The organism is Geodermatophilus sp. SYSU D00691, assembly GCF_054050275.1.
Window position 1 is genome coordinate 1 of sequence record NZ_JBJGYZ010000039.1, and the last position, 15,489, is coordinate 15,489.

At 73.9% G+C, this 15,489-nt stretch carries 12 protein-coding genes; 5 read left to right on the forward strand and 7 right to left on the reverse strand.

Annotated elements, in window-relative coordinates; all coding sequences use genetic code 11:
* Positions 1-111: 111 nt before the first annotated feature.
* The 3 genes from ACI797_RS23110 to ACI797_RS23120 all read left to right on the forward strand — a co-directional run bounded on the left by ACI797_RS23110 (position 112) and on the right by ACI797_RS23120 (position 4,057).
* Positions 112-420 (forward strand): Rv3235 family protein, encoded by a 309-nt coding sequence (locus tag ACI797_RS23110; protein WP_456861811.1) that lies wholly within the window; start codon positions 112-114, stop codon positions 418-420.
* A gap of 125 nt (positions 421-545) precedes the next feature.
* Positions 546-2,984, forward strand: coding sequence for a hypothetical protein (locus ACI797_RS23115; protein ID WP_456861813.1), 2,439 nt, complete (start codon positions 546-548; stop codon positions 2,982-2,984).
* A gap of 98 nt (positions 2,985-3,082) precedes the next feature.
* Positions 3,083-4,057 (forward strand): hypothetical protein, encoded by a 975-nt coding sequence (locus ACI797_RS23120; RefSeq protein WP_456861815.1) that lies wholly within the window; start codon positions 3,083-3,085, stop codon positions 4,055-4,057.
* A gap of 21 nt (positions 4,058-4,078) precedes the next feature.
* Here the strand turns inward: ACI797_RS23120 and secA are convergent, their stop codons facing one another.
* Positions 4,079-7,030, reverse strand: a complete 2,952-nt coding sequence (secA, locus tag ACI797_RS23125; protein WP_456861817.1) for a preprotein translocase subunit SecA — start codon at positions 7,028-7,030, stop codon at positions 4,079-4,081.
* Positions 7,031-7,101: 71 nt separating this feature from the next.
* Here secA and ACI797_RS23130 point away from each other — a divergent pair, with 71 nt between their 5' ends.
* Together ACI797_RS23130 and ACI797_RS23135 are read left to right on the forward strand one after the other, a co-directional pair.
* On the forward strand, positions 7,102-7,494 hold the full coding sequence (locus ACI797_RS23130; protein WP_456861819.1) for a PPOX class F420-dependent oxidoreductase: 393 nt from the start codon (positions 7,102-7,104) through the stop codon (positions 7,492-7,494).
* Positions 7,495-7,504: 10 nt separating this feature from the next.
* Positions 7,505-8,056, forward strand: a complete 552-nt coding sequence (locus tag ACI797_RS23135) for a GNAT family N-acetyltransferase (protein ID WP_456861821.1) — start codon at positions 7,505-7,507, stop codon at positions 8,054-8,056.
* A gap of 50 nt (positions 8,057-8,106) precedes the next feature.
* Here ACI797_RS23135 and hpf read toward each other — a convergent pair whose 3' ends face one another.
* The 6 genes from hpf to ahcY all read right to left on the reverse strand — a co-directional run bounded on the left by hpf (position 8,107) and on the right by ahcY (position 15,484).
* A complete protein-coding gene (hpf, locus tag ACI797_RS23140; RefSeq protein WP_456539166.1) occupies positions 8,107-8,799 on the reverse strand; it encodes a ribosome hibernation-promoting factor, HPF/YfiA family in 693 nt (230 codons plus the stop codon).
* Positions 8,800-8,886: 87 nt separating this feature from the next.
* The gene (locus ACI797_RS23145; RefSeq protein ID WP_456861824.1) at positions 8,887-9,600 is read right to left on the reverse strand and encodes a ComF family protein; all 714 of its coding nucleotides are present in this window, start codon (positions 9,598-9,600) and stop codon (positions 8,887-8,889) included.
* A gap of 56 nt (positions 9,601-9,656) precedes the next feature.
* Positions 9,657-11,360 carry an LpqB family beta-propeller domain-containing protein gene (locus ACI797_RS23150; protein WP_456861826.1) on the reverse strand — a complete coding sequence of 568 codons (1,704 nt, stop codon included), beginning with the start codon at positions 11,358-11,360 and terminating at the stop codon, positions 9,657-9,659.
* On the reverse strand, positions 11,357-13,141 hold the full coding sequence (gene mtrB / locus ACI797_RS23155; RefSeq protein ID WP_456861828.1) for an MtrAB system histidine kinase MtrB: 1,785 nt from the start codon (positions 13,139-13,141) through the stop codon (positions 11,357-11,359). The genes ACI797_RS23150 and mtrB overlap by 4 nt, the downstream gene beginning before the upstream one ends.
* A gap of 4 nt (positions 13,142-13,145) precedes the next feature.
* Complete coding sequence (gene mtrA, locus ACI797_RS23160; RefSeq protein ID WP_456539170.1) at positions 13,146-13,862, reverse strand: MtrAB system response regulator MtrA; 717 nt, start codon at positions 13,860-13,862, stop codon at positions 13,146-13,148.
* Positions 13,863-13,999: 137 nt separating this feature from the next.
* The gene (gene ahcY / locus ACI797_RS23165; RefSeq protein ID WP_456861831.1) at positions 14,000-15,484 is read right to left on the reverse strand and encodes an adenosylhomocysteinase; all 1,485 of its coding nucleotides are present in this window, start codon (positions 15,482-15,484) and stop codon (positions 14,000-14,002) included.
* Between the last annotated feature and the right edge of the window lie 5 nt (positions 15,485-15,489).

Genomic DNA, 15,489 nt, shown 5'->3' on the forward strand with positions numbered 1-15,489 from the left:
GCGCGCCGCGCCCGCCGCGCCCCCCCGGCGGCGCCGCGCCCGCGGGGGGGGGGGGGGCGGGGGGGGGCAAACTGCCCCGCGCCGTGGGCGCCGCCCCCCCCCCTGCCCGACGTGCGCCACGCGGGTCGCCGGCTCCTCGTGACGGCGCTCGAGGTGCTGGCCGGCCGCCGCCCGCTCAGCCAGCTCGCGCCCCTCACCTCGCACGGGGTCCACGCCGCGCTCGCCCGCGGCAACCGGCCGCGCTGGTGCACCGAGAGCACCTCACCCCTGCTGCTCGGCCCCGTGCACGTCTGCGAGCCGGTCGACGGGGTCGCGGAGATCAGCGCGGTGGCCCGCCGCGACGGCCGGGCGCACGCCCTCGCCGCTCGGCTGGAGGGCATCGACGGCCGGTGGCGGTGCACCGCCCTGCAGGTCGGGTGAGCTCACCCCTGAGGGGGATTCCAGCCGGTACCGTCTCGCATTTCGTGGATCTTGAAGCCTTCCGTGCCGATGCAGCGGCCGAGCTGGGAGCAGCCCCGCAGAGCCACCCACGGAAGGGAATCGAGATGACACCGCAGGACGGACGGGACGTCGGTCCCGAGATGGTCCTGGAACCACCGGTCGCCCCGGCGCCGGTCGCCCCCACCCCGGCTCCGGCCGAACCCCTCCTCGCCCGCATCCGGCGCGACGTGGGGCCGGAGGACGTCCGGGCGTCGCTCACCGTCGTCGCCCGCGCGGTCCTCCCGGTGCTGGCGGTCGTGACGGTGGTCGTGGCCGTGCTCTCCGCGGTCGTCCTGCCGGACGACCACAACGGCTCGCTGGCCGACTGGCTGCAGACGGCGATCGCCGTCCTGGCCCTCGCCCTCGGCGGCCGCCTGGTCGTGCAGGGGTCGATCGGCATCGACGAGCTGGCCACCGCGGAGGCGAGCGTGGGCCTGCGCCTCGTGCCGCTGGTCGTCACCGTCGCCGTCCTGGGCCTGGTCGCCCGGGCCACCGCCCGCGCCGAGCACGCCGCCCCGTCGGGCACGACGAGTCGGCTGGCGCTCCGTTCGGCGGTCACCGGGCTGGTCGCCGGTGCCGGCACCGGCGCGCTGGTCCTGCTGGGCAGCACGACGGCGCCGTACGGCCTCGACCTCGCCCAGGAGTTCGACGTCGCGGGGTCGGTGTCCACCGGCGCCGGCGCGCTGGGGAGCTTCCTCGGCGCGACGCTGCTCGTCGGGCTCACCGCCGCCGCCGCCCGCGCTGTCGTCGCACGGTCGGCCGGGGTCGCCGTGCCCGCGGCCGGCCGCACCCCCGAGCTGCGTGCGGTGCTGCGCACGCTGCGCACCTTCGCCGTCGGCCTGCTGGCCACCGTCGCCGTCGCCCTGGTGCTCACCTACCTCTACACCGCGTTCCTCACCGACGACCTCGACGGCGCCCGCCTCGGCGTCCTCGGCGGCCTGCTGCTGTTCGGGGTCAACGCCGTCGTCGTCCTGGGCCTCGGCGTGCTGGGCGTCCCCGCGGCGCTCGACGCGCACAGCGCGGGCGGCGCCGAGCTCATGGAGCTGCTCGACGAGGCCGTGGAGGCCGGCGCCGGCCGCTCCTTCGGCCTGACCGACCAGCCGTGGCTGCTCCTGGCGCTCCTCGTCCCGGTCGCGGTGGCGCTGGCCACCGCCGTCCGCCGCACGCTGCGCGACCCCGGCACGCAGGTCTCCACCGCCTCGCTCAAGGTGGCCGCGGGCACCGGCGCCGCCGCCGCGCTGCTCGCCGCCGTGGCCGTGCGCGTCGCCGTGTCGGGCGACGCCTCCGCGTCCGGCGACCCGGGCGTCGTCGTGGAGATCAGCGGCACGGCCGGCCTCAGCGCGTCGCCGTCGCTGCTGTGGGCACCGCTCCTGGGTGCCGTCTGGGCCGCGGCCGTCGTCTGGGCGCTGCGCCTCGGGCCGACCCTGGCCCTGTCGCTGCCCCCGCGGGTCACCCGGCTGATCGCCGGCCGCCGGATCAGCCCCGTGTGGGCCGCTGCGCTGGACGGCACGGCGCCGGCCCCGGCCGGCCACCGGTCGGTCGCGCTGCGCCGCGCCGCCGTCGCCACCTCCGTCGCGGTCGCCGTGGCCGCCGTCGGCGCGGCGGTCGTCGCGGTGCTCAACGCCACGCTCTTCACGCCGCAGGCCGCGGCCGAGGAGTACCTGGACGCCCTCGCCGACGGCGACGTCGCCGCCGCCGTCGTCCACCTCGCCGACGCGCCGGACCTCGCCGACCAGCCGCTGCTCGGCGAGGCGGTGCTCGGCAGCGACAGCTACACCGGCATCGACCACGTCGTCATCGGCGAGGTCGAGGAGCACGGCTCCTCGGCCACCGTGGCGGTCACCTACGTCGTGGGCAACCGGCCGGTGGAGGACACCATCAGCCTCACGCCGGGCGAGGACCGCTTCGGCCTCTTCGGCACCTGGGAGGTGGCCGAGTCGCTGCCGACCCTCGAGGTCTGGTCCGGCAGCAGCCTCGGCGCGCAGATCGCCGGGACGGACCTGGCCGACGGCACGTACCTGGCCCTGCCGGGCCGCTACACCGTCTCGGCGGCCGACCACGCGCTGCTGACCGCCGCCGACGCGCCCGTCGTCGTCACCACGGACCGTTCGTACGGCGCGACGCTGTCGCCGGAGGTCAAGCCGGAGGCGCTCGACGCGGCCCGGGACGCGGTGGACGCCGCAATCGCCGACTGCGCGACCGCCACCGAGCTGCCGCTGGAGAACTGCCCGTTCCTGACGGGCTACTACTGGCAGGACGAGCTGACCGACGTGCACATCACGGTCACCGAGGACCCGGAGTACTCGCTGGTCTACGACGAGTCGGCGAACAGCCTGGAGATCGTCACCGACTCCTACGGCTCGCTCCAGCTGACCGGCACCGAGACCGTCGAGTACTTCTTCAGCGACCCGGAGCAGCGCCCGTACGAGACGGAGGTCCGCTTCTCCGTCGACGGCGAGGTCACGGGGTCGGCCGACGACCTCGAGGTCACGTTCTGGGACTGACCCCACCTCTGCTCCGGTGGGGCGCCGGCGACGGCGCTCCACCGGGGCCTCCCCCGTCCACGGACCTGCCCGGCTCGACCGGGCACGGAGGTTTCCCCATGCACACCCACCGGGCCCGGGCGATGCGGCTGGCCGCCGTCCCGGCGCTGATCTCCTGCCTCGCCCTGGCCGCCTGCGGCGGGGACGTCGCCGCCGCCGAGCCGGCCCCGACACCGCCCCCGACCGCTCCCGCACCCACCACTCCCGAGGCGGCCGTCGACTGGAAGGCGGTCGCCTTCGACGCGGCCGAGTGCTACACCCGCGAGATGTGGCTCGCCGAGCTCGGCGAGACGGCGACGTGGGACGACTGGCCGGTGACCACCACCGGAGGCGACGTCACCGGCGACGGGACGCCCGAGACCGTCGTGCAGACGTCCTGCCCGACCCCGACGTCGACCACCGCGTCCTTCGTCGTGGTGTTCGACAGCTCGTCGGGCGAGCCGGACGTGCTGGGCTTCCTCGACGGCGAGCTGGTCTTCCAGGGCCCGACCGTGACCGTCGACGACGCGACGGTCGTCCTCGAGGGTCCGACGCAAGCCGGGGACGACCCGCAGTGCTGCGCCGGGCACTGGGGCCGGGCCGAGTACCGCTGGGACGGTGACCGCTTCGTGCTGGGCCGGCGCTGGGAGGCGCGCACCTCCCAGCCGGTCGACCACGCCGGCCTGCCCGACGGCAGCTACGCCGGGGTGATCAGCGGCGGCGACGGCAGCACGGTGCTGGTCAACGTGGTCGAGTGGTTCGAGGGCGAGGCAGCCGCCCAGCAGGCCTGCCGCGAGGACGGCGTCGCGGTCCACGAGCAGCAGGCGTGGTGCAACGACTACTACTACCGCGACGTGAACGACCTGGTCCGGGCCCTCGAGGTCGCCGAGGACGCGCAGATCACCTACATCGACTGGGGCTCCGGCAGCGAGCGCACCGCTCCGCTGGCCGAGGTGGTCGGCGGGCTCTTCGGGGAGAGCTACTTCAGGATCTTCGAGTTCACGGTGACCGACGGCATCGTCACGGCGTTCCCCCAGGAGCACTTCGTCTCCTGAGGCGACCGCGGACCAGCGGCGTCAGTGCGCGGCGCCGTGGCAGAACTTGTACTTCTTGCCCGAGCCGCAGGGGCACGGCGCGTTCCGCGAGGGCTCCTTCGTGCCGGTCACGGTCGCGGTCTTGGCCGCCTTGGCCGAGCCGCTCTCCTTGGGCGAGGCGTCGAGGCTGGGCGCGGAGTAGCTCAGGTTCTGCGCCGGCTTCGGGGCGTCGAGGCCCTTCACCGCCAGCTGCGGACCGGTCCCCGACGGTGCCGGCTCCTCCTCCACCTCGGCAGCCGGGGCGGCTGCGGCCACGGGGGCGGCCGGCTTCTTCGCCCGGCGGGCGGTCGCCGCGCCACCGGAGGCGGCAGCCTTCCTCGCGGCCTCCTCCTGCGCCGCCTGGCGGGCCAGCACCCGCGCCGTGCCCTCCTGGGCGGCGGCCAGCGCGCGGGCCTCGGCCTCCTCCTGCTTGGCCTTGGCCTCGGCCTCCTGCTCCTCCTTGGTCTTGACCTCGAGGTTGAACAGGAAGCCGACCGACTCCTCCTTGATGCCGTCGAGCATCGCGTTGAACATGTCGTAGCCCTCGCGCTGGTACTCCACGACCGGGTCGCGGTTGGCCATCGCGCGCAGGTGGATGCCGGCCCGCAGGTAGTCCATCTCGTACAGGTGCTCGCGCCACTTGCGGTCGAGGACCGACAGCAGCACCCGCCGCTCGAGCTCCCGCATCACCTCGGCGCCGAGCTTGGCCTCGCGCTCGTCGTAGGCGCGGTGCACGTCGGCGAGCAGCTGCTCCTCGAGGTCCTTGGCCGTCAGCGCGGCCTGCTCACCGTCGGCGACCTCGTCCAGCACCTCGTCGACGGTGACGCCGACCGGGTAGAGGGCCTTGAGCCCGGTCCACAGCTGGTCGAGGTCCCAGTCCTCGGCGTAGCCGGTCTCGGTCGCGCCGACCACGTAGGCCCGGACGACGTCGTCGAGCATCGACTGGATCTGGTCGGCCAGGTCGACGCCGTCGAGGATCTTGCGCCGCTCGTCGTAGATGACGGTGCGCTGCCGGTTAAGCACCTCGTCGTACTTGAGGACGTCCTTGCGGACCTCGAAGTTCTGCTGCTCCACCTGCGTCTGCGCCGAGCGGATCGCCCGGGTGACCATCTTCGACTCGATCGGCTGGTCGTCGGGGACGCGCAGCGTGTTCATCATCGACTCGAGCATCGGGCCGTTGAACCGGCGCATCAGGTCGTCGCCGAGGGAGAGGTAGAACCGCGACTCCCCCGGGTCGCCCTGCCGGCCGGAGCGGCCGCGCAGCTGGTTGTCGATCCGCCGGCTCTCGTGCCGCTCGGTGCCCAGCACGTACAGGCCGCCGACCTCGACCACCTGCTCGTGCTCGGCCTTGACCTGGGCCTTGGCCTCCTCGAGCGCGTCGTCCCAGGCGGCCTCGTACTCCTCCGGCGTCTCCGCGGGCGACAGGCCGCGGGCGCGCAGCGCCTCGTCGGCGATGAAGTCGGGGTTGCCGCCGAGCTGGATGTCGGTACCGCGGCCGGCCATGTTGGTCGACACGGTGACCGCGCCGAGCCGGCCGGCCATCGCGACGATCGACGCCTCCCGCGCGTGGTTCTTCGCGTTCAGCACCTCGTGCGGGATCCCGCGCCGGAGCAGGAACTTCGAGAGGATCTCCGACTTCTCCACGCTCGCGGTGCCGACGAGGACCGGCTGGCCGGCCTCGTGCCGCTCGGCGATGTCGTCGACGACGGCCTCGAACTTCGCCTTCTCCGTCTTGTAGATGACGTCGGGCCGGTCCTCGCGGACCATCGGCTTGTTCGTCGGGATCGGGACGACGCCGAGCTTGTAGGTCTGGTGCAGCTCGGCGGCCTCGGTGGAGGCCGTACCGGTCATCCCGGCGAGCTTCTCGTAGAGCCGGAAGTAGTTCTGCAGGGTGATCGTGGCGAGCGTCTGGTTCTCGTCCTTGATCTGCACCTTCTCCTTGGCCTCGATGGCCTGGTGCATGCCCTCGTTGTAGCGCCGGCCGGCCAGCACGCGGCCGGTGAACTCGTCGACGATGAGCACCTCGCCGTTGCTGACGATGTACTGCTGGTCGCGGTGGAAGAGCTCCTTGGCCTTGAGCGCGTTGTTCAGGTAGCCGATCAGCGGCGTGTTGACCGCCTCGTAGAGGTTCTCGATGCCGAGCTGGTCCTCGACGAACTCGACGCCCTCCTCGGTGATGGCGACCGTGCGCTTGGCCTCCTCCACCTCGTAGTGGACGTCCTTCTTCAGCAGCGGCGCGATCCGCGCGAACTCCTGGTACCACTTCGCGCTCTGCTCGGCCGGGCCGCTGATGATCAGCGGCGTCCGCGCCTCGTCGATGAGGATCGAGTCGACCTCGTCGACGATCGCGTAGAAGTGCCCGCGCTGGACCAGGTCGGCCTTGCTCCAGGCCATGTTGTCGCGCAGGTAGTCGAAGCCGAACTCGTTGTTCGTGCCGTGGGTGATGTCGCAGGCGTACTGCTCTCGGCGCACCGCCGGCGACTGGCCCGACAGGATCACGCCGACCTTGAGGCCGAGGAAGTGGTGGACGCGGCCCATCCACTCGGCGTCGCGCTTGGCGAGGTAGTCGTTCGTGGTGATGACGTGCACGCCCTCGCCGGCGATCGCGTTGAGGTAGGCCGGCAGGACGCCGGTCAGCGTCTTGCCCTCACCGGTCTTCATCTCCGCGACGTTGCCCAGGTGCAGGGCGGCGCCGCCCATGATCTGCACCCGGTAGTGCCGCTGGCCCAGCGTGCGGGTGGCCGCCTCCCGGACGACGGCGAACGCCTCCGGCAGCAGCTCGTCGAGCGTCTCGCCGTCGGCGTAGCGCTCCCTGAACTCGTCGGTCTTGGCCCGCAGCTCGGCGTCGGTGAGCTCGGAGGTCTCGTCCGCCAGCGACTCGACCGCGTCGGCGATCTTGGACAGGCGGCGGACGATCTTGCCCTCACCGGCACGCAACAGCTTCGTGAACACCACGGCTCCAGGGTAGGCGTGACAACCAGCGGCGTTGGCAGTTGCAACGCACAAGCTGTCCGTACGCTCCCCCGGTGGCCGTCGACCTGCACCACCTCAGCCCCGGCCTGCTCACCTTCCTCACCGAGCGGCACCTGGCCACCCTCACCACGCTGCGCGCCGACGGCACCCCGCACGTCGTCCCGGTCGGCTTCACCTTCGACCCCGGCACCCTCACCGCCCGGGTGATCACCTCCGGCACCTCCGCCAAGGCCCGGCACGTCCGTGCCGGGCAGGGCCGGGTCGCGCTGTGCCAGGTGGAGGGCCGCCGGTGGCTCACCCTCGAGGGGACGGCGGAGGTGCGGGACGACGCCGCGTCGGTGCGCGACGCCGAGGCCCGCTACGCCGTGCGCTACCGGCAGCCGCGCGAGAACCCGCGCCGCGTCGTCCTGCAGATATGGGTCGACCGCGTGCTCGGCAACGCCTGACCATGTGCCGGTGGACCTCAGCGCCGTCGATCTGACCACCGAGGTGGTGCGCACCGAGCGCCTGGTGCTGCGCCCCTACCGCCCCGATGACGAGGACGCCGTCTACGAGGCGTGCCAGGACGCGGGCATCCAGCGCTGGATCCACGCCCTGCCGGTGCCCTACACCCGCGAGGTGGCCCGCGCCTGGGTGACCGAGGTGGCGCCGGGCGAGCGCGCCGCGGGCCGCGGCATGCCGGTGGTGGTCGAGGCCGACGGCGCCCTGGTCGGCTCGAGCGGGGTGCACCTGCGCGAGGGCTACCTCGGCCCCGAGATCGGCTACTGGATCGCACCGCACGCCCGCGGCAGGGGCTACGCGGCCGAGGCGGCCTCGGCGCTGGCTGAATGGGCGCTGGGCCTGGGCGCGCCGCGGGTGCACCTGCTCGCCGACGTGCGCAACACGCCCTCGCAGTCCGTGGCCCGTCGCGCGGGCTTCACGCAGGAGGGGGTGGTCCGCTCCTGCATCCCGTACCGCGACGGCACCCGGGGCGACGCGGTGCTGTTCTCGCGCCTGCCCGGGGAATGAGCGGAGGCCGGGAGCGCAGGTCTCCAGCGCTCCCGGCCTCCGGTCCTTTCTCAGACGGTGGCCGGGGCCGCGGGCTGCTGCGCGGTCGTGCCGGCGTGCGAGGCGTCGCCGTTGAGCGGGGTCTCGACCAGCCGGATGAGGCCGTAGTCGAAGGCGTGGCGCCGGTAGACGACGGTCGGCCGTCCGGTGTCGGCGCACTGGAAGAGGTAGAAGTCGTGGCCGACCAGCTCCATCTCGTGGAGGGCCTGGTCGACGGTCATGGGAGTGGCGGGGTGGTGCTTCTCCCGCACCACGCGCCCGGGCAGGTGCTCGTCGAGGTCGGTGACGTGCGGCCCCTCGGCGAGCTGCTTGTCGAGGTCGAGCGCGGCGCCGAGGTCCAGCTCGGGGGCGGTGTTGCCGGAGAGGCGGACGCTGTCGGGGGTCCGGCGCCCGTGGTGCACGCGCCGGCGGTCGGCCGCGCGGCGGAGACGGGCGTCGAGCTTGCCCTCGGCCATGTCGAGGGCGGAGTAGAAGTCCGACGCGCTGGCCTCGGCGCGGACCACCGGGCCCTTGCCACGCATCGTGATCTCGACGCGCTGGCAGTTGCCCGACTGGCGGGGGTTCTTCTCGTGGAAGAGCTCCACGTCGATGCGGAGGATCTTGAGCTTGCCGTCGAAACGGTCCAGCGGGGTGAGCTTGTCCCAGACGTGCTGCCGGAAGTGGTCGGGGACTTCGACATTGCGACCACGGACCACGATCTCCATGAGACCTCCCGTTGTTGCGGGCTGTGATCGCTTCGACGCTAGTCCCTCGGGTGGGCCTCCGACAGTCGATCGTGGGACGCCGCGCGTTCACCTCGGACGGCGGTTGCCGCGGGTCCCCGTGAGGTCACGGCGCGGCGTCGCCGCAACGGCCGCCCCGAGGACCGGCGTGGCGCTCACGGCGCGCGCCCGGCCGAGCACGGCAGCGGCCTCGGTGAGGGTCGCGCCGCTGGTGACGACGTCGTCCACCAGCACCACCAGCGCGCCGGGCGGTGCGGCCCCGGCCAGGAGGAACGAGCCGGCCAGGTTGGCCCGCCGCTGCACCGCCGACAGCCCCGCCGAGTCGCGCACCCGGCCCCGCCGTCGCAGCAGCCGCGCCTGGGCGGCCGGGACCCCGGCCGCCCGCAGCTCCGCCTCCGCCCGGCGGGTCAGCTCGCGGACGTGGTCGCGGCCGCGGGTGCGCAGCGCCGCCGCCGACGGGGGCACGGGGACCAGCAGCACCGGGCCGGCCCCCCGCCCCGGCACCCCGGAGACGACGGCGGCGACGGCCAGCGCCAGCGCCGTCCCGAGCGCCGCGCCCAGCTCGGCCCGCCCGCGCTCCTTGAACGCCAGCACCGCCGCCCGCACCGGCCCCGCGTACGCCCCGGCCGCGACCGTGGGCGGGAACCCGGTGGGGAACCGTCGCGGTGCGGCCAGGTGCGGCACCGCGAACAGCCGGCCGCAGCGGCGGCACAGGACGACGCCGGGCAGCCCGCAGCCGGCGCAGGTGCGCGGCAGCACCAGGTCGGCGAGGGCGGCGAGCACCCGTTCAGCCTGTCCGCGGCGGCGGCCGGGGCGCCCCCGCCGGCCGGATCTGTGGACTACAGCGGGAAGAACGGCTCGATGCCCGGCAGCGGCTCCTGACCGCGGATCAGCGTCGACCACGTGCCGCCGGACAGCTGCCAGATCGTCCCGCCGGCGCTGACCAGCGGTGCGCGGCTGGGCGCGGCGGCGACCGCGGTGGGCTGGCTGGGCAGGCCCGCCGTCCCGACCCGGTCCAGCCCCCAGCCGTCGACGCCCACGGTGTAGGGCTCGACCTGGTCCTCCCCGGCGTCGCCGGCCAGCACGATCAGGCTGCCGGCGTCGCGCCACGCGACGTCGACGACCTGGGTGAGCGCGGGGGCGATCTGCCGCAGGTCGGGCAGCGCGACCGCGCCGTTGTCGGAGCGGACCACGGTGCCCACGTAGAGGCTGGGGCCCTCCGGCCCGTCGACGACGACGGCCGCGCGCACGCCGTCCGGCGAGAGCTGCAGCACCGTGGTGCGGCCCAGGCCGGGGAGCGTGGGGGTGCTCACCGCCTGCGGCGGGCCCTGCGCCGGCACCCGGACGACGGCCTCCCCGTCGCGGACCGCCCAGAACTCGGCGCGCGTGGCGGCGACGGTCGGGACGCTCAGCGTGCCGGCGGTGACCACCGGGGCGAGGTCGCCCCCGTACGCCCCGGCGAGCAGGGTCTGCCCCCCGCCGGCGGGGGCCACCCCCGCCATGGAGACGAGCTCGCCGGTGCGCGGGTCGGCCGACACCGCCGCGCTGGTCAGCCCGTACGCGCCGGTGCCGGCCGGGCCGGGCGCCTGCCGGCCATTCACCGTGTACAGCGCCCCGCCGCTCAGGTAGTGGCCGGTGGCGTCGACCGCGACGCCACCGGGGTCGAAGCGCGCCCAGTCGTCGACCGTCTGCACCAGCGGGATGCCCTCGAGCGGCTCGCCGTCGACCAGGATCCGCACGTCCCGGGCCGACAGCGGCTCGAGGCTCCACACCAGCTGGGCGCAGACCTCCTCGAGCTGCGGCGACGGCTCCGGCGACAGGTTGGTCAGGTCGACGGTGATGGTCTGCCCGGACACGGTCACCGCACCGCGCAGCTCGGCGCCGGCGAGCGGGTTGCGCACGCCCGCGTTGAGCGCCGCGGACGGCCCCTCGAGCAGCCGGTTGACCAGGGTGGTGGGCTGCGCCTCGCCGGCGATCAGGTAGCGGGGATCGGGCACCAGCCGCTGACCGGTGGGGTCGAGGAAGTACACCGGCAGCTCGTCGTAGAGGCGGACGAAGTCCGGCTCGAGCATGAGCAGGCCGTCCGGCGGGTCGGTGATCCGCCACTCCTCCTCGACCTGCTGGAGGGTGAACTCGCGCGTGAACGGCTCCTGGTCGCCGATGGTGAAGACCCCGCGCGGGTCGACCGTGCCGACCAGGTCGGCGGTGACCCGGATGGTCCCCACCTCGGTGGTGACGGCGGAGTAGTCCTGGCTGATGATCGTGATGCCGGTCTCGTCCGACCAGGTCTCGGCCGCCTCGCCGGTGAGGTGCTCGCGGGCGACCGGGTGGCCGCGGGTGGTGCTCGCGGCGGCGTCGATGAACCCGCTCACGACTTCCTCGGGCGTCGCTCCCGGCTCCGGCGACAGCGGCTCGATGCCGACCATCTCGACCGGGCGGTCCGGCGGCTGGGTGATCTGCACGGTCGGCGAGCTGGTGGGGACGGTGGAGCAACCGGCCGCCGCGAGCACCGCCGCGGCCAGGAGGCCCAGCCGGCGCCTCACGGCCGCACCCCGGGCCGGTGCTCGGGACGGCGGACGATCGCCGGCCGCAGCGGCAGCGGCGAGCTGGTCAGCTCCCCGCCCGCGGTCAGCGGCAGGGTCAGCCGGAACTGGGCGCCCTGGCCGGGCTGCCCCCACACCTGCAGCCAGCCGCCGTGCAGGCGGGCGTCCTCCAGGCTGATCGACAGCCCGAGGCCGCTACCGCCGACCGTGCGCACCCGCGAGGGGTCGGCCCGCCAGAAGCGGTCGAAGACGTGCTGGGCGTCGGCGGGGCTCAGCCCGACGCCGAAGTCGCGGACCGTGACCGCCGCGGCCGAGGGGTTGGACGCGACGGTGATCTCGACCGGCCGGCCCGCGCCGTGCTCGATGGCGTTGCCGACCAGGTTGCGCAGGATCCGCTCGACCCGGCGGGCGTCGATCTCGGCGATGACCTCCTCGGCCGGCCGGTGCACCACCAGCTGGGTGGCGTGCATCTCGGCCAGCGAGCGCATGGCGGCCACCACCCGGTCGACCAGGGCACCCAGGCCGGCCGGCTCGGCCTCGAGGACGGCGGCGCCGGCGTCGTAGCGGCTGATCTCCAGCAGGTCGGTCAGCAGCGCCTCGAACCGGTCGAGCTCGGCGCGCAGCAGCTCCGCCGAGCGGGCCACGTGCGGCGGGAAGTCGCCGCGCGACTCGTGCAGCACGTCGGCGGCCATCTGCACGGTGGTCAGCGGCGTGCGCAGCTCGTGCGAGACGTCGGAGGTGAACCGCTGCTGCAGCTGCGAGAGACCCTCGAGCTGGGTGATCTGCCGCTGCAGGCTGTCGGCCATCGCGTTGAAGCTGGTGGCCAGCCGGGCGAGGTCGTCCTCGCCGCGCACGAGCATCCGCTCCTCGAGCTGCCCCTCGGCCAGCCGCTGCGCCGTCCCGGCGGCCCGCCGCACCGGGTCGACCACCAGCCGGGTGACCAGGACGGCGATCAGGACGACGAACAGGGTCAGGGCGATCCCGCTGATGATCACGGTGCTGCGGATCAGCCCGAGGCTCTCCGCCTCCTGGTCCAGCGGGAAGGCGTAGAACAGCCCGATCCGCTCCGCCCCGCCGGCGTCCCCGGGCACCGAGGCGCCGATGAGCAGCGTCGGCTGCGGCGTGCCCTCGTCATCGGGCACCAGCGCGTAGCGGTAGGACTGCCCGCCGGCGTCGACGTCGGCCCGCAGGTCGGCCGGGACGGCGTTCCAGACGGGCCCGCGGGTGGTCGCGGTGCGGGGCTGGGCGTCGCCGGCCCGGTAGACCATGACGACGTCGAAGTCGCCGGCCGGGCCGCCGCGGTTGAGCAGCGCCTGCACGGTGCGGTCGAGGGTCGAGCGCACGCTGGCCGCGTCGCCGGCGGCGATGCCGGTCACCTGGCTCTGCGCGTAGAAGACGCCGTCCTGGGCCTGGTCGATCGCCGCCTGCTTCTTCACCGACAGCAGCTGGTCGCGGATCTGGCTGAACAGCACGACGCTGACGATGATCACGACGGTGCCGGCGACGGCCATGGTGATCGCGCCGATGCGCACCTGCAGCGACGACCGCCACGCCCGCACGGCGCGGGCGGTGGCCCGGCGGGCGAGGTCCGCGGTCCGCCGTCCCGACCACCGCAGCCACTCGACCGTCTCCCGGCCGAGCCGCGGCAGCAGCGGGCGGGCGCCCTCCTCCGCCGGCGCGGGGCCGGGCTGGGGCGACAGGGCCACGCGGGGGCGCGACGGGGCCTCGGGCCCCGGGGCGAGCGTGCCGGTGGAGCGGGCGGCGTCGTGCGGGGAGATCACGGCATCACGGCGGGCCGGCCTTGTAGCCGACCCCCCTCACCGTCAGCACGACCTCGGGCTTCTCCGGGTCCTTCTCGATCTTGGCCCGCAGCCGCTGCACGTGGACGTTGACCAGCCGGGTGTCGGCGGCGTGCCGGTAGCCCCACACCTGCTCGAGCAGCAGCTCCCGGGTGAACACCTGGCGCGGCTTGCGGGCGAGCGCGACGAGCAGGTCGAACTCCAGCGGGGTGAGCGGGATCGGCACCCCGCCGCGGGTCACCTGGTGGGCCGGGACGTCGATCTGGACGTCGCCGATCGAGAGGTTCTCCGCCTGCCCGGTCTCGCCGCGGCGGAGCTGGGCGCGGACGCGGGCGACGAGCTCGACCGGCTTGAACGGCTTGGTCACGTAGTCGTCGGCGCCGGCCTCCAGGCCCTGGACGACGTCGATGGTGTCGCCCTTGGCGGTGAGCATCACGATCGGCACCGTCGACTGCTGCCGGATGTCCTGGCAGATCTGCAGGCCGTTGCGGCCGGGCAGCATCAGGTCCAGCAGGACGATGTCGGGCCGGGTCTGCTGGAAGACGCCGACGGCCCGGTTGCCGTCGGAGACGAACGCCGGTTCGTAGCCCTCGCGGCGGAGGACGATCCCGAGCATCTCGGCGAGAGCGGCGTCGTCGTCGACTACCAGGACACGGCCTCGGCTCGGCCCGTTCTGCGGAGCGGTGGGTGGCACGGCGCCCATTCTGCGCTGTCCAGCGCGGAAGACGACGCCACCCGCCCGCAGGACACACGGGCGGGTGGCAGGTGACGTGTTGGAACGGCCCCCTCCCCGGGTCCCGCCCTGAGCTTGCGAAGGGTGGGGAGGGAGGGGGTCCTTCCTCAGTAGCGGTAGTGGTCCGACTTGTACGGGCCCTCGACCGGGACGCCGATGTAGTCGGCCTGCACCTTGGTGAGCTCGGTCAGCTTCACGCCGAGCGAGTCCAGGTGCAGCCGGGCGACCTTCTCGTCGAGGACCTTGGGCAGGACGGTGACGCCGGGCGTCCTGCCCTCGTAGGCGGCGCGGTTGCCCCACAGCTCGATCTGGGCGAGCACCTGGTTGGAGAACGAGGCGCTCATGACGAAGCTGGGGTGCCCGGTGGCGTTGCCGAGGTTCAGCAGCCGGCCCTCGGAGAGCACGATGATCATGTGGCCGTCGGCGAAGCGCCACTCGTCGACCTGCGGCTTGATCGTCGTCCGGGTGATGCCCGGGGTCCGCGCGAGACCGGCCATGTCGATCTCGTTGTCGAAGTGCCCGATGTTGCCGATGATCGCCTGGTGCTTGGTCCGACCGAGCTGCTCGGCGGTGATGATGTCCTTGTTGCCGGTCGCGGTGATGATGATGTCGGCCTTGCCGATCACCTCGTCGAGCGTGGTGACCTCGTAGCCGTGCATCGCGGCCTGCAGCGCGTTGATCGGGTCGATCTCGGTGACGATCACGCGGGCGCCCTGGCCGCGCAGCGACTCCGCGCACCCCTTGCCGACGTCGCCGTAGCCGCAGACGACGGCGACCTTGCCGCCGATCATCACGTCGGTGGCGCGGTTGATGCCGTCGATGAGCGAGTGCCGGCAGCCGTACAGGTTGTCGAACTTGCTCTTGGTCACCGAGTCGTTGACGTTGATCGCCGGGAACAGCAGCCGGCCGTCGCGGGCCAGCTCGTAGAGCCGCATGACGCCGGTGGTGGTCTCCTCGGTGACGCCCTTGATGCCCTGCCCGATGCGGGTCCAGTACCGACCGTCGGCGGCCAGGCTGCCGCGCAGGACGTCGAGGATGACGGCGTACTCCTCCGAGTCGGCCTCGGTGGTGTCCGGGACGACGCCGTCGGCCTCGAAGCGGGTGCCCAGGTGCACCAGCAGGGTGGCGTCGCCGCCGTCGTCCAGGAGCATGTTCGGGCCGACGACGTCCCCGTTCTCGTCGCGGAACTCGAACAGCCGCTGGGTGCACCACCAGTACTCCTCCAGCGTCTCGCCCTTCCAGGCGAACACGGGGACACCGGCGGGCTGCTCGGGCGTGCCGTCGCCGACGACGATCGCCGCGGCGGCGTGGTCCTGGGTGGAGAAGATGTTGCAGCTGACCCAGCGGACGTCGGCGCCCAGCGCCGTCAGCGTCTCGATGAGGACGGCGGTCTGCACGGTCATGTGCAGCGAGCCGGCGATGCGGGCCCCGGCCAGCGGCTGCTCGTCGCCGTACTCGGCCCGCAGGGCCATCAGGCCGGGCATCTCGTGCTCGGCGAGGGAGATCTCCTTGCGGCCGAAGCCGGCGAGGGAGAGGTCGGCGACCTTGAAGTCGCCGTCGGTCAGTACACGGGTGCCAGTGCTGGCGGTCATGTCGC